Source organism: Psychrobacter sp. CX16 (assembly GCF_057396245.1).
The window spans coordinates 20575-43060 of record NZ_JBXYJF010000016.1 but is presented as its reverse complement, the minus strand read 5'-3'; the positions used below and the strand labels follow the sequence as shown (position 1 = coordinate 43060).

19 protein-coding genes and 1 pseudogene are annotated in these 22486 nt (G+C 42.5%); 9 read left to right on the top strand and 11 right to left on the bottom strand.

Annotated features, from left to right (window positions below):
* Positions 1-29 precede the first annotated feature (29 nt).
* The 3 genes from fadA (at position 30) to AC2SLM_RS07625 (ending at position 2718) form a co-directional block, all read left to right on the top strand.
* Positions 30-1202: an acetyl-CoA C-acyltransferase FadA gene (gene fadA, locus AC2SLM_RS07635; protein WP_486552982.1), complete on the top strand. Its 1173-nt coding sequence runs from the start codon at positions 30-32 to the stop codon at positions 1200-1202.
* Positions 1203-1648: 446 nt separating this feature from the next.
* Positions 1649-2047: a hypothetical protein gene (locus AC2SLM_RS07630; RefSeq protein ID WP_486552981.1), complete on the top strand. Its 399-nt coding sequence runs from the start codon at positions 1649-1651 to the stop codon at positions 2045-2047.
* 92 nt (positions 2048-2139) lie between these two features.
* Positions 2140-2718: an isochorismatase family protein gene (locus tag AC2SLM_RS07625; RefSeq protein WP_486552980.1), complete on the top strand. Its 579-nt coding sequence runs from the start codon at positions 2140-2142 to the stop codon at positions 2716-2718.
* 110 nt (positions 2719-2828) lie between these two features.
* On the opposite strand, the gene AC2SLM_RS07620 is transcribed toward AC2SLM_RS07625, so the two are convergent.
* Positions 2829-4109, bottom strand: coding sequence for an MFS transporter (locus tag AC2SLM_RS07620; RefSeq protein WP_486552978.1), 1281 nt, complete (start codon positions 4107-4109; stop codon positions 2829-2831).
* Positions 4110-4241: 132 nt separating this feature from the next.
* Between AC2SLM_RS07620 and AC2SLM_RS07615 the strand changes: the two genes are divergently transcribed.
* Complete coding sequence (locus AC2SLM_RS07615; protein ID WP_486552977.1) at positions 4242-4844, top strand: HD domain-containing protein; 603 nt, start codon at positions 4242-4244, stop codon at positions 4842-4844.
* A 415-nt stretch (positions 4845-5259) separates the two neighbouring features.
* Entirely contained in the window at positions 5260-5811 is a 552-nt protein-coding gene (locus AC2SLM_RS07610) for a DUF1287 domain-containing protein (RefSeq protein ID WP_486543588.1), read from the top strand.
* A 43-nt stretch (positions 5812-5854) separates the two neighbouring features.
* Here AC2SLM_RS07610 and AC2SLM_RS07605 read toward each other — a convergent pair whose 3' ends face one another.
* Positions 5855-6469 (bottom strand): L,D-transpeptidase family protein, encoded by a 615-nt coding sequence (locus tag AC2SLM_RS07605; protein ID WP_486552976.1) that lies wholly within the window; start codon positions 6467-6469, stop codon positions 5855-5857.
* A 93-nt stretch (positions 6470-6562) separates the two neighbouring features.
* Positions 6563-7450 (bottom strand): archaetidylserine decarboxylase, encoded by an 888-nt coding sequence (gene asd, locus AC2SLM_RS07600; RefSeq protein WP_486553009.1) that lies wholly within the window; start codon positions 7448-7450, stop codon positions 6563-6565.
* 241 nt (positions 7451-7691) lie between these two features.
* Here asd and dtd point away from each other — a divergent pair, with 241 nt between their 5' ends.
* From dtd to phoR, 3 genes are all read left to right on the top strand, one after another.
* Positions 7692-8132, top strand: a complete 441-nt coding sequence (gene dtd, locus AC2SLM_RS07595) for a D-aminoacyl-tRNA deacylase (RefSeq protein ID WP_486552974.1) — start codon at positions 7692-7694, stop codon at positions 8130-8132.
* 227 nt (positions 8133-8359) lie between these two features.
* Complete coding sequence (gene phoB / locus AC2SLM_RS07590; RefSeq protein ID WP_486543591.1) at positions 8360-9061, top strand: phosphate regulon transcriptional regulator PhoB; 702 nt, start codon at positions 8360-8362, stop codon at positions 9059-9061.
* Between the two features lie 83 nt (positions 9062-9144).
* A complete protein-coding gene (gene phoR, locus AC2SLM_RS07585; protein ID WP_486552972.1) occupies positions 9145-10641 on the top strand; it encodes a phosphate regulon sensor histidine kinase PhoR in 1497 nt (498 codons plus the stop codon).
* A 125-nt stretch (positions 10642-10766) separates the two neighbouring features.
* Here phoR and AC2SLM_RS07580 read toward each other — a convergent pair whose 3' ends face one another.
* Complete coding sequence (locus AC2SLM_RS07580; RefSeq protein ID WP_486543500.1) at positions 10767-11249, bottom strand: FKBP-type peptidyl-prolyl cis-trans isomerase; 483 nt, start codon at positions 11247-11249, stop codon at positions 10767-10769.
* A gap of 444 nt (positions 11250-11693) precedes the next feature.
* Between AC2SLM_RS07580 and AC2SLM_RS07575 the strand changes: the two genes are divergently transcribed.
* Positions 11694-13616 (top strand): M61 family metallopeptidase, encoded by a 1923-nt coding sequence (locus tag AC2SLM_RS07575; protein WP_486552970.1) that lies wholly within the window; start codon positions 11694-11696, stop codon positions 13614-13616.
* Positions 13617-13717: 101 nt separating this feature from the next.
* On the opposite strand, the gene AC2SLM_RS07570 is transcribed toward AC2SLM_RS07575, so the two are convergent.
* From AC2SLM_RS07570 to AC2SLM_RS07540, 7 genes and pseudogenes are all read right to left on the bottom strand, one after another.
* Positions 13718-14515 carry a hypothetical protein gene (locus tag AC2SLM_RS07570; RefSeq protein ID WP_486552968.1) on the bottom strand — a complete coding sequence of 266 codons (798 nt, stop codon included), beginning with the start codon at positions 14513-14515 and terminating at the stop codon, positions 13718-13720.
* 196 nt (positions 14516-14711) lie between these two features.
* Positions 14712-14828, bottom strand: a pseudogene (locus tag AC2SLM_RS07565) (pseudouridine synthase); the annotation flags it as partial.
* A 131-nt stretch (positions 14829-14959) separates the two neighbouring features.
* A complete protein-coding gene (merB, locus tag AC2SLM_RS07560; protein WP_486552967.1) occupies positions 14960-15586 on the bottom strand; it encodes an organomercurial lyase in 627 nt (208 codons plus the stop codon).
* A 198-nt stretch (positions 15587-15784) separates the two neighbouring features.
* A complete protein-coding gene (locus AC2SLM_RS07555; protein ID WP_486552966.1) occupies positions 15785-16396 on the bottom strand; it encodes a pseudouridine synthase in 612 nt (203 codons plus the stop codon).
* Positions 16397-16457: 61 nt separating this feature from the next.
* On the bottom strand, positions 16458-16985 hold the full coding sequence (locus tag AC2SLM_RS07550) for an ion channel (RefSeq protein WP_486552964.1): 528 nt from the start codon (positions 16983-16985) through the stop codon (positions 16458-16460).
* A gap of 292 nt (positions 16986-17277) precedes the next feature.
* Entirely contained in the window at positions 17278-19500 is a 2223-nt protein-coding gene (locus AC2SLM_RS07545; RefSeq protein WP_486552962.1) for an NADP-dependent isocitrate dehydrogenase, read from the bottom strand.
* 353 nt (positions 19501-19853) lie between these two features.
* Entirely contained in the window at positions 19854-22073 is a 2220-nt protein-coding gene (locus tag AC2SLM_RS07540) for an NADP-dependent isocitrate dehydrogenase (RefSeq protein WP_486543507.1), read from the bottom strand.
* Between the last annotated feature and the right edge of the window lie 413 nt (positions 22074-22486).

The window sequence follows — 22486 nt, the reverse complement described above, 5'->3', positions numbered from 1 at the left end:
AACAATAATAAAGATTCAAGGAGTATTACATGACAACATTAAGTCCAAAAGACGTGGTCATCGTAGATGGCGTGCGTACCGCAATGGGTAAATCTAAAAACGGTATGTTCCGTAACGTTCGTGCTGATAGCATGTCAGCTGAGCTAGTCCGTGCTTTAGTTAAGCGTAACGACTTCGACACCAATGAAGTTGAAGATGTGATCTGGGGCTGTGTAAACCAGACTCTAGAACAAGGTATGAACATCGGCCGTAACATTGGTCTATTGGCTGATATCCCAAAAACAGCTGGCGGCCAAACGGTTAACCGTCTATGTGGTTCATCAATGCAAGCGCTACACACTGCCGCTGCTCAAATCATGACTAATCAAGGTGATGTATTCATCATCGGTGGTGTTGAGCACATGGGTCACGTGGGCATGATGCATGGTATCGACATCAACCCAGAAGCGTCTAAGCATTATGCGAAAGCGTCTAACATGATGGGCTTAACGGCTGAAATGCTAGGTCGTATGAATGGCATCACTCGTGAGCAGCAAGATGAGTTCGGTTATGAATCACATCGCCGTGCTTGGGAAGCAACTACTGAGGGTCGTTTTGACAATGAAATCATCGGTATCGAAGGTCACGATGCTGAAGGTCGCTTACAGCTTTGTACGGTAGACGAAGTGATTCGTCCAGATACTTCAATGGAGTCATTAGCTAAGTTACGTCCAGTATTCGACCCAGCAAATGGTACGGTAACTGCAGCAACGTCCTCTGCATTATCTGACGGTGCGTCTGCAATGCTTGTGATGAGCGCACAAAAAGCGAAAGATTTAGGTTTGACGCCACGTGCTCGTATTCGCAGCATGGCAGTAGCCGGTTGTGACGCTGCTATCATGGGTTATGGCCCAGTACCAGCGACTCAAAAAGCACTAAAACGCGCTGGCATGAGCATCGATGACATGCAAACCATCGAATTAAACGAAGCGTTTGCGGCTCAAGGTCTGTCTGTACTTAAAGCACTTAACCTACTTGATAAGCGTGACATCATTAACGTTAATGGTGGTGCCATTGCTTTAGGTCACCCACTAGGTTGTTCTGGTGCACGTATCACTGTGACGCTATTGAACGCGATGGAGCAAATGGATACTGAAATTGGTCTAGCGACTATGTGTATCGGTCTGGGTCAAGGTATATCAACTGTGATTGAGCGTGTTTAATCACTGATTAGATCAATAAAATACCAATAGGATAAATCTAGCCTATTGCACCAAAAGCACTTCTAACATCATGTTAGAGGTGCTTTTTTGTCATTATACATTGGCAATACCTTTTAAGCAGAAGAACCACAGTACCAGTTCTGAATCTGTCTATATAAAAGCAATCAAAAGTAGCTCAGTGCCAATAACGACCAAACCTATAATCTTGAAGCCATATTATATTTCACAACAGGATCTAATGGCTAAGACGCTGCGCAGTTTTTTCTACCTCTATTTTATTGGTTTAGCTGTGACTGCTTTAATTATTTTTGCAGCAAAAATTGATATTAATTATGATATTTCTCATTAGAATGAAGTAGGTGTATAGTTGTCATAACAGCGCAGAGCTTTAATCCTTTAGATTATTAATCATTATATTGTGCTAGAAAAAATACCGAGGTATATCTATGATTCCTAAACATAAAACAACCCTAAAAGTTGCGCTAATATCTGCTATTAGCCTGAGCGTGGCACTATTTGCACATAGCAAAACGTCGACGACACAGACAAAAGATAATAACAGTGAGGTCGTTGAAAAGTCGTCGCTTATGCCGCCACAGGTATTAACCGGTAACGTAAATAAGACGTTAGAGGCGTTTAGCTTCACGGCAGACAATGGTGAGGTCTATCATGTCGCCGACCCAAATCACCTGTTAGATAAGTTGGCCAAAGATAGTGGCAGAACTCACTCGCTCTATGAGTTAAAGGATGTGCGTATTAAAGGACGAGTAAGTCCAGCTGGTAACTATGGACATATGGGTTACTATCAGCATCAGCTAACCGTAACCGGTGTTCTAGATAGCTAAGTGTAAGAGGTGATAAGACTATTTGACCACACCCCCTTAATGTGACTTAATAAGGACAGGTATTTTTTATCTAACAGCACAAGGAGTGTGTTATGTCTAAGACCATTACCACTGATAAAACCTATCGCATCATGCGCGGCAATGCACAAGCGATTGTTATTGATGTGCAAGAAAAGCTAACCCCGCATATCTACCGTCATGAAGAGATTGTGCAAAAAATAACGACTTTGATTGAAGGCTTACAGATATTAGATGTGCCCATCATGCTCAATGAGCAGTATAAAAAAGGACTGGGCGAGACGTTACCAGAGATTCTGCAGGTGTTGGATACTGCGAGGTCAAAAGCAGTTGAAAAGGTTACCTTTAGTGCCTGCGACAATGATGAGGCTTGGAACCATATCGCTCAACAGAACCGAACCTCGGTTATTGTTTGCGGTGTTGAGGCTCATGTTTGTGTCATGCAAACGGTATTAGATCTGCTCGATAATGGCATGCAACCTGTGGTTATTGCAGATGCGACGGGTTCACGTAACAGTTATGATCGTCGTCAAGCGATTCGCCGTATGCGACGTGCTGGAGCGGTGGTGACAACGACTGAAGCAATCCTATTTGAGTTGTGTCGCTCGAGTAAAGATGAGGCCTTTAAGGCGATTAGTGCTCTAGTGAAGTAAGGGTAATAATTACCTCAAAAGCCAAGCTAATTTGATAGAGCTCAATTAAAAATCCATGATGAATAAACGTTGTTATCTATCACGGATTTTTTATGTCTATAGAGTTAGTGTTATTCAACCAATAAAACAGGGTTAGCAGTGGGTTTATCTCGTATTTTTAAAACCAGAACACTGGCGAATGCGACTGCGATAATCAAAACCCAGCCTGATAATAACCAGCTACTAGTCATTACTTTGACGCCTTGCATTGATAGCACCATAACGACGCCGCCTAAATTCCCCATTAGCATTAACATGGCGACGGCTTTGGCTGCTTGTGAGGGATGTACTGTGTCCTCTGCGGCGGCAATAAGCAGTGGATAACCGGCTAATAAGAAAAAGCCAAGGATAAAGCTGATAACCAGAGCCATGCTTCCTGAACTGGTATAAAGCAGCGGGTAGGTTGCAAATGCGCCAACGAGCGTTGCTATGATTAGAAAAATACGCCTTTTATGCAGATAATCTGACAATATCGGAATAATGAGCGCACCCAAAATACCACCGATAATAAGCATAGCTGTAATAACACCTGCAGTTGCCTCATCAATGCCACGCGGCTCAAGAATAGGCGCAATCCAATTGCTTAGCCCATTAAAATAACCCATGGCGATAAATATAGTCAGTGAGATGAGCCATAAACGTTTGTTCTTTAATAAAGACTCCATCTCACGCAGTGTGATAGCGTCATAGTGCTTTTGCGGCTTTTCAGCGACTACGAATAAGAAAATAGTCACCACAATGGCTGTCAGTGCCATATTGATTAATAACATACCAGAAAAACCAAAAGTGTCTATTAGCGGTGCTGAAGCAAAGGCACCTAAGGCAGTTGCCAAAAACATCACCCCCATAATCACACCGGTCACGGTAGCAATTTGTGATTTATCAAACCAGTCTGTGGTTACCTGATTAATAGCATTGGTAATATAAGGTTGGGCGATGGCGATAAGCATCTGCCCACCAAACACAGCCCAATAGTTATCAACCCCAAGCCAGCGTATAAATGAGCCTATCAGCATTAATATGGCAGCGTAACTGACCACCTTTTTGTATCCCATATTATCCAGCCTCTTACCAGAATGAATGGCGAGAAGGACAAAGACAATAGGGAACATTAAGGTTAATAGATTGGCAAAAAACTCATTAACACCGAAATGGGTCTGAGTGCTGATAATGATGGTGGCAAAGCTAAGCCACAAAAACTGATTGATGCCTAACAATAAGGCAAATGCAGCGATGATTACCCACCGATTATGGTGGGGTTTACGAGTTAGCAAGAGCGGCTCTAGTTGAGAGAGGGGGGCATCTTGAGAGAGTTCCCCCACATTCTGGGCGGCATGGTGATTCTGTGGCATCGACGACTCCTTGTCTGATAGATATCCATATCCTTATTATGACTGTCAATAAACACTAAAACAACTGTTAAAAATAAGCTAGGATAATTAGAACAATCTAGTATTATATTAAGTCAAAAGGAACAACGCCTTATGCCATTAACCAACAATGAAAATATCAGTATTGAGGATGTGACTCATTTTTTATTAGAGCTTGATGCTCTAAAGCGCGTTAACAGACGCAGTTATGTGACCCAAGCCACACGTCTTGAAAACTCTGCTGAGCATTCTTGGCATTTAGCAATGGCGTGTTGGTCTATTGCAGAGCTGTTTGAGATTAACGTGAATCATGAGATGCTTTTGAAATTAGCCTTAATCCATGATTTGGGTGAGATTGATGCTGGTGACACCTTTTTGTATGCAAATAGTCGCAGTGACGCACATCTTGAGGAGCGTGAAGGTATTGCACGATTGCAAGCTGAGCGAGGCAATGGTATTTATAATCTAAGTGAGATTTGGGAGGAGCAGGAGACAGGAAGCAGTCGTGAGACGCAGCTACTTAAAGTGGTCGATAGGCTATTACCGTTTTTGTTAAATCTCAATACTGAGGGTAAAACGTGGCGAGATATGAAGGTCAAACGCTCGCAAGTGGCTGGCGCGCATGCCTTTATTGAAGATAGCTTCCCTGCTATTCATGATTGGCTCAGTAAACAAATTGAGTATGCAACCAAGCAAGGTTGGTTAATTGATGCATAGGGCGTGTGGAACATTCGACCATGGCACTGGCGGCGACTATTTTTTAGTCAATATGCAGTGAAATTTTTGACGCTTAGTCATTCTAAGTTAGACAATTTCGCAAACTATTGGCAAAAAAGAGTCCCGCTCCTGAGAACGGATTAAGCAAAGCACTGCTTTGCCCGTTCGCAAGGCGAGAGCTGTGCTCGAGTGAGGCTGATGCTAAAATCGCCCCAGACGTTGTTGCAAAACTAGTCAAGGTCTAGACATTAACGACGGTTTACGCCTAGTCTGAAACAATTTTAGCTATCAGCAGTGCTAATTTGCGAATGTTCCACACGCCCTAATCATCCAACAGCAATAACACTTAAATAAGGGCAACATTGTGACGCATATTTCTGCTAAGAGTTTCAGTTTAAAGGGTTTAGGAGTAGCTGTGTTATTGATAGCTGCCCAGTCTGTATATGCAGCACCCGTTAGCAACGGTCAAAAACTGGCGCTAGATGCCAAAAAGCAAATAGGGGTTACCGTCGGCTACGATCCTACCTATCGCAGTCTTGATTTCCCGAGGGGTGATATCTCACAATCAACGGGTGTCTGCACGGATGTGGTTATACGCGCCTATCGCCTGCAGAATATAGACTTACAGCAGCTGGTTAATCATGATATGAAACAGAATTGGTCAGCTTACCCAAAAATCTGGGGGTTAAAGTCGACCGATAAGAATATTGACCATAGGCGAGTGCCTAATTTGGAAGTGTTTTTTGAGCGTCATGGTCAGAGTCTTTCGACCACTGATAAAGCCAGTTTTAAAACCGGTGATATTGTGAGTTGGCGACTGAAAGGCAATAATTTACCACATATCGGTATCGTATCTGATAAAAAGGCATGGGACGGTACGCCTTTGATTATTCATAATATTGGGCGTGGCACACAAGAGCAAAATGTCTTGTTTGAGATGCCAATCAAAGGCCACTATCGTTATTAACAGTCATATTGAATACGGTCATATTTTTATTCAAAACGAGAGCTTACCAAACAATTTCAATGGGTGTGCCTACTTTAACCGCACTCATGATTTCGTCCATTTCTTCATTGGTCACCGCCATACAGCCGTCTGTCCAATTGCGCTTTTGCACCACATCAGCTAAGTGCCCGTAACCATTCATTTGACCATGAATCATGATTGCACCGCCAGGGGAGACGCCACGTGCCTCTGCACTGGCAATGTCTGCTTCATTGGGATAGCTGACATGGATAGAGCGATAGGCAATCGAGTTCTCATTTTTATAATCTAAAATATACTCACCCTCTGGTGTACGCTCATCGCCTTCTTGCTGCTTATGACCTTTTGGTGCATCACCGAGCGCAATGTGATAGCTTTTGACCGCTTTATTATCTTGCAACAGATATAGTTTTTGTGATGACTTATCGACAAAGACTCTATCTATATTTGCTTGCTCTAGAGTCAATGCAGAGGGCGGGAAGTAGGTGTCGTGTGAGCTACTTTGGCGAGAGAGTTGGTCGTAATACTCTTGCATCTCATCAGAGTCATTATGAGGATCAGCTATGATGACAATCACAGCAAGCGCGAATACGATTAAAAATACGGTTTTTAGTAAGCTGGTCTTTTTTTGCGACATCATCAGATATCCTGTCTTATAGAATATAAAACAGGATACCGCTCTGATATGTAAGGCTGGCGTAGAAAGTGTGGATTTTGGATGAAGGGTATCCTATTAAGGGTTTGATACACCTAAAAGCTCGCCCATTTTGACCACAGAACCATGCTGCATGTCTTGTGACCACTCAACACTAGCAGATTTTGGTAGGACCACAATGGCGGTAGAGCCCAGATAGAAGCGTCCTAACTCATCACCTTTTTTCAAGCTGATATTATGGGTTTGGGTCTGAATGCTATCGCTGCGCTCAATTTTGCCAGTGGCGACGGTTTCGATACCGGCAACAATCATCGCACCGACCAGTACCACACAGGCTTTGCCGTATTCGGTATCAAAAACACACACCAAACGCTCATTACGCGCAAATAAATCAGGTACATTGGCCGCGGTAACATTATTCACTGAGAACAAAGTACCTGGTACATAGCGGGTTTCAATCAGCGTACCATTAAAGGGCATGTGTACTCTATGATAGTTGCTTGGTGCCAGATAGACGGTAGCAAAGCTGCCCTCATTGTAATAGCTGCTTTCTTTATTTTCAGTATCAGCAAGTAGGTGACTGACCGAATAATCACGTCCTTTGGCTTGCAGTAATTGACCGTGCTCAATAGCACCAATTTGCGAAATCATACCGTCGGCTGGCGAGACGATGCCGTGTGCGCTATCATCAATCGGACGCGCATTGTCATCAAGCTCTCGGGTAAAAAAGTCATTAAAGCTGCTAAAATCACTTAAGTTTTTGCGAGCGTATTCATCTAGTGTAATGCCGTAAGCTTTGGCGAAACCATGCACAAAGGCTCGTTTAACTACAGGGTTTTTACTGGCCGCCAATTTACCTGCTGTTTCGCTTAATTTTTGCTGGGGTACGATATGTTGTAACGTGGTAAACAGTCCGTCACGGGTTAATACTTTTTGAGTTTGCTTTTTTATGGAATCTTTAATCATGTTTTTCATAATAAATACCGATAATGATGAGGAAAGTAGTGTGTTTTATTGACTGATTTAAATAATAAAGTAGTCTTTAACGAAATACGAACCTAATTTTAAAAGTAAGCTAAACGTTAAATGTAAGATATAGTTGTTATAAGAAATTAGTGATAAGGCTAGTTTATCATAATGGCCAATAAGCACGTTTAGATAGAACATAAGTTTAGAAAAATGACCGCCGGTTTAGGAATAAATAAATATGAAAGCTTTGATTCAACGAGTAACACAAGCCAGCGTGACAGTAGACAGCCAAATAGTCGGCGAGATTGAGCACGGTATTTTGGCTTATATTGGTATTGGGCATGAGGATAATTTGCAAAGTGCGCAAAAGATGATAGATAAGATTCTCACGTACCGTATCTTTGATAATGAGGCAGGCAAGCTTGATAAGAATATTCAGCAAGTACAAGGCGGCTTACTGTTGGTATCCCAATTTACACTAATGGCAAAAACGGACAAAGGTCGTCGTCCAGACTTTGGCGGTGCGATGCCACCGGCTCAAGCAAATGAGCTGTTTGAGCAATTGATCGACTATGCAAAGGCGCAATACGATAACGTGGCCTCAGGGGAGTTCGGTGCCAATATGCTGGTCAAAGCCGATAATGATGGGCCTTTAAACTTTATTTTAGAAATTAATTAGATTATCAAAATAGGCTAAGTAGCTTAGATGAAATGAAGCTATGAGACTGCTAACAAGTACAAGCCCTTGCTTGTTAATAGGGACTGGTTACGCTTTAGACTATAATATTCACTATTTGTCATCTAGCTGTCATAATTGTACGTTGTAATATAACGGTCATATTTATAGGTAATGACGCATATATTAGTGCTGAAAAGCAGTACGTGAAATTATAGGACAGTAATCAGATGAATACGGAAACCATATTAGTTGTAGAAGATGAGCCTGCCATACGCGAGATGATCGTGACTACGCTTGAGATGGCTGGTTATGAATGCTTGCAAGCCGAAGATGTCAACGAGGCGCACAATCATGTGGTTGACCACAGACCGGCTATGATTTTGTTAGATTGGATGTTACCGGGTAATCAGTCTGGTATCGACTTATGCCGCCGTCTAAAAAAAGATGAGTTGTTGTCTGAAATTCCTATCATTATGCTCACTGCCAGAGGTGAAGAAGACAATAAGGTGCAAGGCCTTGATGCGGGTGCAGATGACTATATCACTAAGCCGTTTTCAACCCGTGAATTGGTCTCGCGTATTAAAGCAGTTTTACGCCGTAGTAGCGCTCTGTCAGGAGAGAAGCCGATTGAAGCTGAGGGCCTAAGTCTTGATCCAGTGAGCCAACGTCTTTCAGCCGACGGTATACCTGTGGAGATTGGTCCGACAGAATACCGTTTGTTGGCTTTTTTTATGAGTCACCCAGAACGTGCTTATACTCGCACACAGTTATTGGACCAAGTGTGGGGCGGTAATGTGTATGTGGAAGACCGTACCATTGACGTGCATATCCGCCGGCTGCGTAAAGTGTTAGAGCCGTATAATTATGCAGGTTTTATCCAAACTGTACGCGGCACCGGCTATCGCTTCTCGACGCAAATACATGGCTAATCATTTATTACCCAAATTGTTGATAACCTATCATGACCGTATTAAAGTAGTGTCTTATTAGAAAATATACATTTGAGAGTGTCATGACACCGTCGAAAGACCCCAAAAAGCAGATTAATGATATAGAAAATGACAGCAGTATTAATCTGGCTGAGCCACCTGTAATAGAAGATCAGTCATCTGAGGAGGGCGCTACGAACGCGCCCAGTTTAATGCCAAAAGAAAATAGAGCGGCCAACCAAAAAAGACGTGAAGACAGTGTCAAACACGGCACAACTTTATTTTGGTCAGATTTTAAATGGCTTATTACTTTAGTGGTTGGCGGCGCAGCATTAGGCGTTTATATGGGCTCGCTGCCGTGGGGTATCGTTGTCGGACTAGTGCTGTATTACGTTTGGCGACTGTATGCGGTACAGCAGTTTTACAATTGGATGAGTCGCTCGTTAACCTTGCCGCCCCCTGATTTCTCAGGTAGCTTGACCTTTATGGCCAATCAGCTATATGAGAGTAAAAAGCAAGAGCAAATGACGCATCAGAAAATGATGGGGCTGATTAAGAAGATACGCAGCTCATTATTGGCGCTACAAGATGCGGTTATTTTACTGGATGAAAATGATGGTCTTGAGTGGTGGAACCAAGCAGCAGAGACCTTATTAGATTTGCGCTCAGAAGATCAGGGTCGTAGTATTTTAGATTTAATCGATGTGCCGCAATTCCAAGAATATTACGTGACTGCAAGCTCGCCTAATGAGGGAGTGCGTCTACGCTCATGGCGTAATTATGAGCGGTTTTTGCAATGTGAGGTAACTCACTTTGGTACTGAAAAGCTGCTGATTATTTATGATGTCACCCGTCTACAGCATCTTGAACAGATGCGCAAAGACTTCGTGGGTAATGTGTCGCATGAGCTGCGCACACCTCTGACAGTACTCATGGGTTATATCGAGACCTTCTCAGATCAGCCCGATTTAGACCCTAAATGGCGCCGTGGTTTTAATTTAATGATGCAGCAAACAGGACGGATGAATCATATTATTAATGATCTGCTTCTGCTGTCTCGTCTTGAGAATGAAGAGCGTATTAAAGAAGAACGTATTGATATGCCAAGATTATTGACCAGTATTTTTGATGATGCTCAGGCATATAACAAAGAGTATGGTCATGTTATTGATTTGCATATTGATTCGCAGCGAGATGTCTATGGCTCTGAGATATATCTAAACAGTGCCTTATTAAATCTGGTTACCAATGCTATTAAATACACACCTAAAGGTGGTGAGGTTAGTATTTCATGGCAAGATGTAAAAGGCGGCTGTTTATTCTCAGTATATGACAATGGTATTGGTATAGCTGAGGAGCACATCGATCGGTTAACCGAACGCTTCTACCGTGTCGACAGTGGGCGCTCTCGTGCGACTGGGGGAACCGGCCTAGGGCTGGCCATCGTCAAGCATGTACTGTATCAGCATGAGGCGAAGCTGACCATCGAATCAACCGAAGGCAAAGGCTCGACCTTTAATGTTTTCTTCCCCAAACGACGCATTTATCGTAGTAATGCTAAATTAGAGAACAAGTCTTAATCTTTATATATTCTGATCTTTGTACTGCTTAGTCTTTATTTTTAGCATAAAAAAAGAGCCATTCATAATATGAATGGCTCTTTTACGTTTAGCCGCTAAACCAGCCTTCTAAACGTATTTAAATCTTAGTGCTGAATGCCGCCAGCACCGTGTACATGGCCGTGATTTAGTTCGTCTTCAGTCGCTGCGCGTACTTCAACGATTTCTACGTCAAAGCTTAATTTTTTGCCAGCTAGAGGATGGTTTGCATCAACAGTTACGGTGTCATCATTAACATCAGTTACAGTGACTAGCATGACCTGGCCTTCAGCTTCAGACTGGAACTGCATACCTGGCTGAATGTCTTCAACGCCTTGGAAGTTAGAGCGGGGCACTTGTTGTACCGCTTGCTCTTGGTATTCGCCATAAGCGTCAGCAGGTTCGATAACCGCAGTTAACGAATCGCCAGCAGATTTGCCTTCAAGCTCTTTTTCAAGACCTGGAATAATGTTGTTATGACCATGTAGGTAAGCGAGAGGCTCGCCTTGTGATTGGTCAATCACTGTGCCGTTTTCGTCTTTTAATACATAGTTAAAACGTACAGCAGTATCTTTTGTAATCGTTGTCATAAAAATTCCTAAAATATATAAGGGTTCAATAAATAAATACGTAACACAATTAGACAGGGCTGTTTTTTTAAGCACATTAAGTTATTGCGCCATACCTCTGCACATTGCCTTATCTAATAGATTGTGATGAGTCGCAAAGGTTTCAAGTCATATTCTCAAATTAATGCGTTAATTGCTAAGTTTTTTTGATATTTTTTGATATTTCGGACGATAAAAGCAGTAACAGACCAGTTATCTTCAAAATTATGTAGAAAAGCCGCTTTATTTGCTTAAACTTTGTACAGTAGCATCACACCCTTTAGTTTGCTAACCTAAGACACCATAACGATTAATACCGCTACCTATTTCGAAAATTTATAAATAGCAGCGGATAGACGTTAAGCAACTGATTTAACGATATCTGACTGCCAATAATAACAGTTAATAATGACGGATGAATGAAAAATGACAATACAGCAAGCCACGCAGTCTAATACTTCGGCAAACTTAGCACATGAAGTCGATTACCGACTCGATTTTCAACCATTTAAACAGCACTTGGTCAATGTCACACTAAGCTTTAAGGCAGTACAAGATGCGCCAACGTTATGGTTGCCCTCTTGGATACCAGGCAGTTATCTGATGCGTGAATTTGCACGTAATATTACTGCGGTGCATTATCAAGTATTAAGCAATAACGATAAGTCAGTGAGCGAAGAGGTAATGCGTGCGCAAAAGATGACTAAAAGCGAATGGCAGCTTACCAAGGTGAGTGCAGGCGATAAAGTCCAAGTGGAATATGAGGTCTATTGCTACGACTTATCGGTGCGCACCGCCTATGTCGATCAGAACCGTTTATACGGTAACTTCACCTCATTAGCACTTGCTGTTGAGGGCTTAGAGGAAGCGCCAGTTGCAGTCACCTTAAGTGTGCCTGCTGCCTTTTATGAGGCACAAACATCAGAGGCAGCTTCTGTGAAAATTGCTTGCGGCTTAGCGCATACTTATTTACATACGGACAGCACACATCATTATCATCTGGAAGCTGACAACTATCATGAACTGATTGATTATCCGTTTGAGATTGCCCCGCAAGACGAGTTTGATTTTATTGTTCATGACAATCAGCACAATACAATCGCCCATCGCTTTTATCTCTCAGGTAGACACACGGCTAATTTAGGACGCCTACAACAAGACGTGCAGCAAATCTGTCAGGCCTATGTCAATTGGCTGGGTGATGCGCCATTCGGCAGTGATAATTATCATGGCTATACCTTTATGACTTATGCTAGTGGCAATGATTATGGCGGGCTTGAGCATATTAATTCGACCAGCTTGGTGACGCCGCGTAGTGATTTACCAACGGATAAAGAGGCGGATGAGCCCAGTGACAGCTATCAGCGCTTCTTAGGACTGTGTAGCCATGAGTACTTCCACTCTTGGTGGGTTAAAACCGTACGTCCTGACGTGATGATGAACGTTGATTTACGTCAAGAGGCTTACACACCGCTGCTTTGGGTATTTGAGGGCTTCACCTCTTATATCGACGACTTTATGCTACAAGCCTCTGGCGTGGTCAGTAAAGACAGCTATCTAAAACTATTACAAAGCCAGATTAACCGCTACACCCAAACCCACGGACGTGCCTTACAAAGCGTGGCGGAGTCGAGCTTTGATGCGTGGATTAAGCTGTACCGCGCCGATGAAAACACCGGTAACGCTGGTATCAGTTACTACAACAAAGGGGCATTGGTGGCGTTCTGTCTTGATTTAACTTTAATGCAGCAAAGCGGTGGCAAATATCGGTTATTTGATGTGGTCAAAGCCTTCTATCAATTGGCAAAAGAGCAGGGCAATACCGGTAATCGCATCCGTATTGGCATGAATAACGATAATCTAGAGACCATTATCAGCCAGTTTATGGACAAAGCGGTATGGAAGGACTTCAAAGCACGCTATGTCGATGGCGTAGAAGAGCTACCGATTCATGAGATGCTAAAAGCGCAAGGGATTAATATTGATGTTGATGATAAAGACAATAGCTTAGCATGGGGTATTGCTGCCGCTGAGACGCCAGAAGGACTCAAGGTTAATAAAGTGCTGCGTGATAGCGTGGCCGCAGAAGCTGGTATCTCTGCCAAAGACGTGATTGTCGCCATTGATGGCATTAAGGCCAGTAAAAAACAACTGCAAAGTATAGCAGAGTCAAATCTTGAGGCAGTTACTTGTCATGCGTTCCGCCGTGATGAGTTGTTAACCTTTACTGTAAGCAATCAAACGCAGTCTGGGGTAAGTGCTAATCCAAGCTTAGAGAAGGTCAGCTTAAGTTTGGGTGAGTCAGGATTTGAGCAATGGTTGTCACCGAGTTTTGTTGATAGTAAATAGCATTTAATAGACCACCATTCTTAGAAAGCAGCAATAAAAAAGGGGACATTCGATGCTCCCTTTTTTTGCCGCTATAAAATTCCATTTACCTAAATTGCGTCCTAGTTTAACAATGCCAGTTTCGCTTCAATCTGCTTGTTTACCTGTTGAAACTCTGATAAATAGGAGACTTCTTCCTCAGCGAGCATTCGTCTTAATATCCGAAAAGACTGAAGTCGTAGCTCTGCATAATCTATCAGCGCCTCATTTCTAGAAACAAGCTCGGGCGGTAACTTTGGGTTAGTGCTCGCATTTTGTATAAGGGCAATATTCTCTTGCCACGTCGGAATTACCTCAGTATCTAACTCTGTGACTAAGGCATCATGATCTGCTGTCGCCAAGCGGTCATAGATTGCTAACGTTTGCTGCTCATTTTCTGAAAATACAGCAACGTCACTATGATACTGTGCCAAACTATCATCATCCGATAGGAGAAGTATTGAGCCGAAGGTAATAACGGCTAAAATCAGTACGGCTAAAAGCCCAATTCCTGCCGCTTTCCAATTAGAGTAAAAAGCTTCTTTCTGGTCCTTGTATTTAGATAAGACATCACCTTGAGTATTGTCCACGAGATAATAGGAAATAACAGTAGAGACAGCAGGGATAACCATGCTTGGCAACTTATCTATGATGGACTCAGGAACCATAAATACGCCAGCGAATAAAACAATCGTGATGGCAATGCTAATGAGTAATGCCTTTAGTCCTTTTTTGGACTGATTTAGCTTAAGGTAATTGGCGCGGATAAGGTAACCAGCCGCAAGAGGTCCACCGATAAATGTGGCCAAAGCGATGGCTCGTTGGGAGTAAAATTTCAAATCAGTGGGTGCTGCTGGTGGGAGTTTTTCTGTGCTCGACATGGTATAGACTTATTATGAAAAGTATTAGGGTGAATAGCTTTCGGAAGTATTCTTATTTTATTATATAGTAATACTTATATATAAGCTGCTGATATCTCCATTACTATAGGCAAAACTTGAGCGCTTAATGAGGTTTGCACAAATAAAATAAGCTATTTGACCTCAAATCTTTCAAGCGTTTGTCATTTAAATGCACTCACACAAACTCGCCAACCCCTAAATTACCTAATTTAAACCCAGCTTCCGACCAGCGGATTAATCGCAAGCAGGGTAGTCCAACATGCGAGGTTATCCGTCGTACCTGAAAATTTTTAACGCATGATAAAGACGGCCAGTATGGGTATGTAATCTTCTAACGAGTAAACTCCATAAATCTTATTCTTTGACATAGACGACATACTAAGCCTAAAGGGTACTCAAGCGACTGTAGAGAGGATGTTACGTCTATGCTAATGCCATCACTATCTTTTGGGTACGAGCTAACATTTCAGTCATATCGACGACTTCACAGTTATATTGGCTGGCATATATTTGTGCATTTTGAGGGTTGGTGAATGCTTTTGTTCGGCAGCAAAAGCAAGCCCGTACTGACTCAATTGTTTGGGTATCGCCCAGCGGAAAACTAAACCAACAGTCGTTGCAGTTAAATGCTCTGCCATCAAATTCAATCTCAATTTTAGTGTTGTTGATGGGGTCGACGGTATGAATGATGGCGGATTTTCCTACGAGCTTGGTAATAAAAAAAGCATCCCAAATACACCAAGCGAAAACATTTGATGATGACCATTTAATAACGTGTTCAGTGGTGTTATGTTTTTTATTATCTATATAATGAGAACTTTGGCATCCGAAACAGGACGTTATCCTGCCAGCATGACTGTCAATGCACAATGATGCGTGCGTGCTATCTTGCATGAAGAGTTGATAGTCTTGTGTTATCGGAGATAACCCTTGCGAGAACTGCTCGTATAAACGTTTTAAGCTTTGTTTGGCAATAGGTTTTAGCGTTTTTATATCGTCAATTAATAAGTGATATAGACTTATGGAGCTATTAACAGCAAGTACTTCCATAAATATTTTCCAGTATATAAAATGTTATAACATAACATTTTATATACTGATTTCTCTTGACGCAACTATAAAAAGCCTCTTAGTTATGAACTGACTGTTAAAATAAGTGTCTTGGTATAAATAAACCGGTAAGAACGTCTGACTGATAACGCTTTTAATTAAAATTCACATACGCCTAAATAAACGCCTAAATAAACGTTATCTCAATCCCAACTCTTTCAAGCGTTTGTCATTTAAATGCACCCGCACAAACTCGCCAACGCCTAGATTACCAAGCTCAAATCCAGCCACCGACCAACGGATAAGTCGTAAGCAGGGTAGACCGACATGCGCGGTCATGCGGCGTACTTGACGGTTTTTGCCCTCATAAATGGTCATCATCAGCCATGAGTCGGGTACGCTTTTGCGTTCACGTATGGGTGGATCACGTTGCCATAATGGCATCGGTAACTCGTCTTCGCTTAGGTGTTTGATTTCAGCAGGTAGCGTCTTGCCATCTTTTAAAATCACACCATCTCGTAACTGCTTGAGTTGCTCCTCAGTTGGTATGCCCTCGACTTGAACCAGATACGTCTTACCTTGTTTACGGCCGTGATTCGCTTTGGGCGGATGGGTAATGGCTTTATTGACTTGACCGTCTGATGTCAGGAGCAATAAGCCTTCACTGGTGGCGTCCAATCGTCCGGCAACACGCAGCGATTTATCCGTAAAAAATTGCGACAGGGGTGCGAATTTATTATTAGCATCGTCACTAAACTGACTTTGTACGCCGTAGGGTTTGTTAAATAAGATAACGCTTGAGGTTGCCATAAACGAGAGGTTCCAAATACATCAATAAATAGTAAGTCTTAAGTAGAGAAAATAGTTTAACTTATGCCTCTTCAATGCCTCGGTTAACACCGCTACCCTCAGCTCGCCATTGAATAACCGACAGACTGGTTGACGCCATAAGACCGAGTACTATATAACCCACTAGGGCATGTAAGCTTGCTAGCACACGCCCTATATCTTGGGGCTGAAAATCCCCATAACCGGTTGACGTAAAGGTAATAATCGAATAATAGCAGCACAGCCAAAAGTCATAAGTAATAGGACTGCCATCACGTGTGGTATCAATAATACCGATTTGAGTATAAATACTTGATAAGGTCAATAAGAATAAAAATACGTTAAATAAAGAGAGACCAAGCTCTTTCCATAAATGACCACTGTCGCCATAAATGCGTTTTAACGTACTACATAGCGACCATAAAAACACACCACAAAATACGAAACCAAAGCCAATAATTAGCATGTCACGCCAATGACTATCCGGTAGAAAACGAGCCAGAATATACCAAAGGCCAGCAACAATAATGAACAAAATAAGGGTGCGTCTACCTGTATTCAGATTTAGCATAATAAGCGCCTAAGATAAAATACCTCAATAGTCTAAACTACTGAGGTATTAAGAACCTGTATTCACAAGCTATAATTGGCTCTTTTTGCCTAAAACAAGCCACTACTTTGTTAAAATTCGGCTCGAATAGAATGACTATTCAACCCAATTTTGCCTCGTATTGTCTCATTTTATTCTAAAAATACCCTAACTGTAGCTTATGAATACAGGTTCTAAGATAAAATTAAATAGCTAAATTACGAAGATGTTGGAGCATCAAAGCATTACACTTCTTTGCCTAAACCAAATTAGCTTATAGTGAGTCTAACGCCTCGTTAAAGGTCTTGCTTGGACGCATAACCTGTTTCACCACGTCATCATCAGCTAGGTAGTAACCTTTTAAATCAACAGGTTTTCCTTGCACCTCATTGAGCTCGTTCACGATTTTCTCTTCGTTCTCTTCAAGCGTTTTGGCAAAGGCAGCAAATCGCTCTTGTAGTGCTTTGTCTTTGTCTTGCTTAGCAAGTTCTTCAGCCCAGTACATGGCTAAGTAGAAGTGACTACCACGGTTATCGAGCTCACCGACTTTGCGTGATGGTGACTTATTGTTTAATAGTAGCTTCTCGGTAGCATCGCTTAGCGTATCGGCTAGGATTTGTGCTTTCGGATTCTGCGCTGTGCCGTGCTCTGCTTCATGCTCAAGCGACATAGACAATGCTAAGAACTCGCCAAGCGAATCCCAACGTAGATGGTTTTCTTCCAATACTTGCTGAACATGCTTCGGTGCAGAGCCACCAGCACCGGTTTCAAACAGACCACCGCCATTCATCAGCGGTACAATTGAGAGCATCTTAGCACTGGTACCGAGCTCAAGAATTGGGAACAAGTCAGTTAGGTAATCACGCAATACGTTACCCGTTACAGAAAGAGTGTCTTTACCTTGAATCAGACGCTCTAGGGTAAAGCGCGTCGCCTCGCGAATAGACATGATACGGATATCTAGACCATCTGTATCATGGTCTTTTAAGTAATGCTCGACTTTCTTGATAAGAGCCGCGTGGTGAGCACGGTTTTTATCTAACCAAAATACCGCAGGCATACCAGTAGCGCGGGCACGTGTTACCGCCAGTTTTACCCAGTCCTTAACTGGCGCATCTTTCACACGGTTCATACGCCAGATATCATTTTTCTTAACAGCATGTTCAGTCAGTACATTGCCGTTAGCATCAATAACCTGAACCTTGCCTGCGCCTTTGGCTTGAAAAGTCGTGTTGTGAGAGCCGTATTCTTCAGCTTTTTGTGCCATGAGCCCAACGTTGGGTACTGTACCCATCGTTGTTGGATCAAAAGCACCATGCTCTTTACAGAAGCGTATGGTTTCATCATAAAGAGCAGCATAACTACTGTCAGGGATAACGGCATTCACATCATGCAATTCACCATCAGGTCCCCACATTTGACCGCCATTACGGATCATGGCTGGCATAGACGCATCAACAATCACGTCACTTGGCACATGTAGGTTGGTGATGCCTTTGTCGGAATTAACCATTGCCAGTGGCGGGTTTTTGTCGTAGATTTTTTGAATGTCCGCTTCAATCTCAGCACGTTTGTCTTCTGGAAGCTCTTGTATTTTAGATAACAGTTGTGCAAAGCCATTATTCACATCAACACCGATTTCATCGAAGGTATCGCCGTATTTAGCGAACAAGTCTTTGAAATAAACGCGAACCGCTTCACCAAAGATAATAGGGTCCGATACCTTCATCATGGTCGCTTTTAAATGAATAGAGAATAAAAGGCCATTTTTCTTAGCATCTTGAACTTGCTCTTCTAAGAAGTTGCTTAGCACATCAAAGCACAGAATAGAGGTATCCATCAGCTCATCTTTTAAGAGCGGAGCAGGAGATTTAAGCTCAGTCTCTTTACCAGACTCATCGGTATAGACCACACGATATTTGGTTTCTTTTTCGACCGTGACTGATTTCTCATCATCCACAAAGTCGCAATTTGCCATCGTCGATACATGTGTCTTCGAATCAGGATTCCAAGGCTTCATTGCATGTGGATGAGCGCGGGCATAAGCTTTCACCGCTTTTGGCGCACGGCGATCAGAGTTACCTTCACGCAGGACTGGGTTTACCGCGCTGCCTTTGATTTTGTCGTAACGGGAACGAACTTCTTTTTCTTCATCAGTTTGTGGGCTGTCTGGAAAATCAGGTACGGCATACCCTTTGTCTTGCAGCTCTTTAATGGCTGCTTTCAACTGATGAATAGAAGCACTGATATTTGGCAACTTAATAATGTTTGCTTCAGGTTTTAATACCAGTTCACTAAGCTCTTTTAAAGCATTAGGCACGCGCTGCTCTTCTTTCAAATAATCGGGAAAAACCGCTAAAATTCGTGCGGCTAGCGAGATATCACTGACTTCAACGTCAATATCAGCCGTTCGGGTAAAAGCTTCGACAATAGGTAAAAATGACTGAGTGGCTAGGGCAGGGGCTTCGTCTGTTTTTGTATATATAATCTTTGACATTATTTTAATCCTTTTTATTTTTATATGAGAAATAAGTGCTGCGATTGGCAAATCTTCCTTCAAACACACAACTGGTTTGTTGAATATTCACTTATCCCTTAACCAGTATTGATTGATAACTTTGTAATGGTACTAAACTATGAGGCTTAACGTCAGTTTACAAATCGTATCTAATATTTTGGGAAACTTTATTGTTTAAGCCAGAGAGTTTTAATAGTAGTAAAAATAAAAACACCCCAAGAGTCTTAGACTCTTGAGGTGTTTGGTTGACTCAAATTAGCTCACTAAGTTAATCGTGAGCTGCAATTAGTCATCACTTAAAACCATTTGCATTCTAAACACTGTTACTACTATTAAATAGACGCGATGGTGTTATTAAATGTTTTACTTGGGCGCATTACTTGCTCCGCTAAGCTTTCATCAGCGTAGTAGTAGCCTTTGATATCAACAGGCTGACCTTGAACTGAGTTTAGCTCATTGACGATGGTTTCTTCTTCGCTTGCAAGTTGCTTCGCGATTGGTGCGAATTTCTCTTTAAGCTCAGCATCTTGCTCTTGCGAAGCAAGCTCTTCTGCCCAGTACATAGCTAGATAGAAGTGGCTACCACGGTTATCAAGCTCACCGGTTTTACGAGATGGCGACTTGTCGTTTAATAACAGTTTTTCAGTTGCTTTATCTAGTGTGTCTGCCAATACTTTGGCTTTAGTATTGTCTTGGCTAGACGCTAAGTGCTCTAAAGAAACCGTTAATGCTAAGAACTCACCTAGAGAGTCCCAACGTAAGTGGTTTTCTTCAAGAAGCTGCTGCACATGCTTCGGTGCAGAACCGCCGGCGCCAGTCTCAAATAAACCGCCGCCCTTCATTAATGGTACAACTGACAGCATCTTCGCACTGGTACCCAGCTCCAAGATTGGGAACAAGTCAGTTAAGTAGTCACGTAGAATGTTACCGGTTGCAGAAATAGTATCTAGACCACGAGCCACACGCTCTAGCGTATAACGCATTGCTCGAACTTGTGACATAATTTCGATGTGTAGACCTTCGGTGTCATGGTCTTTCAAGTAAGTTTCAACTTTCTTGATAAGCTCATTTTCGTGTGGACGGTATGGGTCTAACCAGAAGATAACAGGGGTGTCTGATTCACGAGCACGGCGAACCGCTAATTTCACCCAGTCTCGGATAGGCTCATCTTTTACCTGACACATACGCCAGATATCGCCTTTCTCAACACGTTGCTCCATCAATACTTCACCAGTATGGATGTCTACAATACGTGCCATACCGGCATCGCTTGACTCAAATGTCTTGTCGTGTGACCCATATTCTTCGGCTTTTTGCGCCATTAAACCAACGTTTGGCACGGTGCCCATAGTGGTTGGGTCAAAGTTACCATGCCATTTACAGAAGTTGATCATCTCTTGATAAATACGCGCAAAGGTCGACTCTGGCATCACGGCTTTACAATCATACAGTTTGCCGTCAGCGCCCCACATCTTACCGCCGTTACGAATCATAGCAGGCATGGACGCGTCAACAATCACATCACTTGGCGAATGGAAGTTAGTAATACCTTTAGCAGAATCAACCATCGCTAAGCGTGGACGGTGCTCTTGGCACGCATGTAAATCGCGCTCAATCTCATCGCGCGTTGATTCAGGTAAGGTTTTGATTTTTTCGTATAAATCAGCCATACCGTTGTTGACGTTTACACCAAGCTCATCGAACAGCTCACCGTGCTTTTCAAACGCCTCTTTGTAGTAAATACGGACCGCGTGACCAAATACGATAGGGTGTGACACCTTCATCATGGTCGCTTTTACGTGTAAAGAGAATAAGATACCTGCTTCACGGCAGTCTTCCATTTGTTCTTCATAGAAGTCAAGCAAGGCTTTTTTGCTCATGAACATCAAGTCAATAACTTCTTTATCTTGTAGCTCAAGTTCCGGCTTTAATACTTTGGTTTTGCCGCTGTCTAACAATAGCTCCATACGCACAGTACGCGCTTTGTCCAGCGTCATAGACTGCTCGCCGTGGTAGAAGTCGCCGCTGTGCATGTGTGACACGTGAGTGCTTGACCACTGTTTCCACTCACCCATAGAGTGTGGGTGTTTGCGAGCGTAGGCTTTAACCGCTTTTGGTGCACGGCGGTCTGAGTTGCCTTCACGAAGGACAGGGTTAACGGCACTGCCTAGCGCTTTGCCGTAGCGCTTACGAAGCTCATGCTCTTCTTCAGTTTGAGGGTCTTCTGGGAAATCAGGCAAGGCATAACCTTTGCTTTGCAGCTCTTTGATGGCTGCTTTTAGCTGTTGTACTGACGCACTGATGTTTGGTAGTTTGATGATGTTGGTGTCTGGATCTTGCGTCAAACGTCCAAGCTCAGCTAAGTTGTTAGGAACGCGCTGTTCTTCGGTCAAATAATCAGGGAACTCAGCTAAAACACGAGCGGCAACAGAGATGTCGCTGGTTTCAATAGAAATGCCGGCAGGTTTGGTAAACGCCTCAACAATAGGTAGAAACGATAAGGTCGCTAAAGCAGGCGCTTCGTCGGTTTTTGTATAAATAATTTTTGACATTATAGTATTTATTCCTCTAGGCTGTCGTTAATGATAAGGCTTGAATATAATGTCATCACTAAGTGATAACGGATGATCTGACTGGATAAAAAACCAATGTTTGCCATCTTCTATATGCAGTCTTTTTAAGCATTTTAAACCTATAATCAAACGCTTTAGGCATTAAGCTGACAAATCGGTTAAATCACTTGGGCACGGTGCTTAATCTTATTTTTGTTAGCAAAGTCAAAAAGGTCTGATTACGTTGACATTGGGATTTGACATTTTGTTAACCTAAATTAATAAAGCACAGTAGCAAAACTGACGCTAGAGGTGCTTTATTTAGATTAATGATTGAACACTCGCTATGATGTCAATGTCGTCGTATCAATTAAGTGTACTAGTGTACTATTTTAGCGTGTTTTGCTATGTAT

Bases quoted from the DNA above. Each gene is read 5' to 3' on its own strand.
- AC2SLM_RS07540 (WP_486543507.1), bottom strand. From the start codon at position 22,073: ATGTCAAAAATTATTTATACAAAAACCGACGAAGCGCCTGCTTTAGCG.
- fadA (WP_486552982.1), top strand. From the start codon at position 30: ATGACAACATTAAGTCCAAAAGACGTGGTCATCGTAGATGGCGTGCGT.
- AC2SLM_RS07570 (WP_486552968.1), bottom strand. From the start codon at position 14,515: ATGTCGAGCACAGAAAAACTCCCACCAGCAGCACCCACTGATTTGAAA.
- merB (WP_486552967.1), bottom strand. From the start codon at position 15,586: ATGGAAGTACTTGCTGTTAATAGCTCCATAAGTCTATATCACTTATTA.
- AC2SLM_RS07615 (WP_486552977.1), top strand. From the start codon at position 4,242: ATGCCATTAACCAACAATGAAAATATCAGTATTGAGGATGTGACTCAT.
- AC2SLM_RS07605 (WP_486552976.1), bottom strand. From the start codon at position 6,469: ATGATGTCGCAAAAAAAGACCAGCTTACTAAAAACCGTATTTTTAATC.
- AC2SLM_RS07630 (WP_486552981.1), top strand. From the start codon at position 1,649: ATGATTCCTAAACATAAAACAACCCTAAAAGTTGCGCTAATATCTGCT.
- AC2SLM_RS07550 (WP_486552964.1), bottom strand. From the start codon at position 16,985: ATGCTAAATCTGAATACAGGTAGACGCACCCTTATTTTGTTCATTATT.
- AC2SLM_RS07555 (WP_486552966.1), bottom strand. From the start codon at position 16,396: ATGGCAACCTCAAGCGTTATCTTATTTAACAAACCCTACGGCGTACAA.
- AC2SLM_RS07580 (WP_486543500.1), bottom strand. From the start codon at position 11,249: ATGACAACGATTACAAAAGATACTGCTGTACGTTTTAACTATGTATTA.
- AC2SLM_RS07625 (WP_486552980.1), top strand. From the start codon at position 2,140: ATGTCTAAGACCATTACCACTGATAAAACCTATCGCATCATGCGCGGC.
- AC2SLM_RS07575 (WP_486552970.1), top strand. From the start codon at position 11,694: ATGACAATACAGCAAGCCACGCAGTCTAATACTTCGGCAAACTTAGCA.
- AC2SLM_RS07620 (WP_486552978.1), bottom strand. From the start codon at position 4,109: ATGCCACAGAATCACCATGCCGCCCAGAATGTGGGGGAACTCTCTCAA.
- dtd (WP_486552974.1), top strand. From the start codon at position 7,692: ATGAAAGCTTTGATTCAACGAGTAACACAAGCCAGCGTGACAGTAGAC.
- asd (WP_486553009.1), bottom strand. From the start codon at position 7,450: ATGATTAAAGATTCCATAAAAAAGCAAACTCAAAAAGTATTAACCCGT.
- phoR (WP_486552972.1), top strand. From the start codon at position 9,145: ATGACACCGTCGAAAGACCCCAAAAAGCAGATTAATGATATAGAAAAT.
- AC2SLM_RS07545 (WP_486552962.1), bottom strand. From the start codon at position 19,500: ATGTCAAAGATTATATATACAAAAACAGACGAAGCCCCTGCCCTAGCC.
- phoB (WP_486543591.1), top strand. From the start codon at position 8,360: ATGAATACGGAAACCATATTAGTTGTAGAAGATGAGCCTGCCATACGC.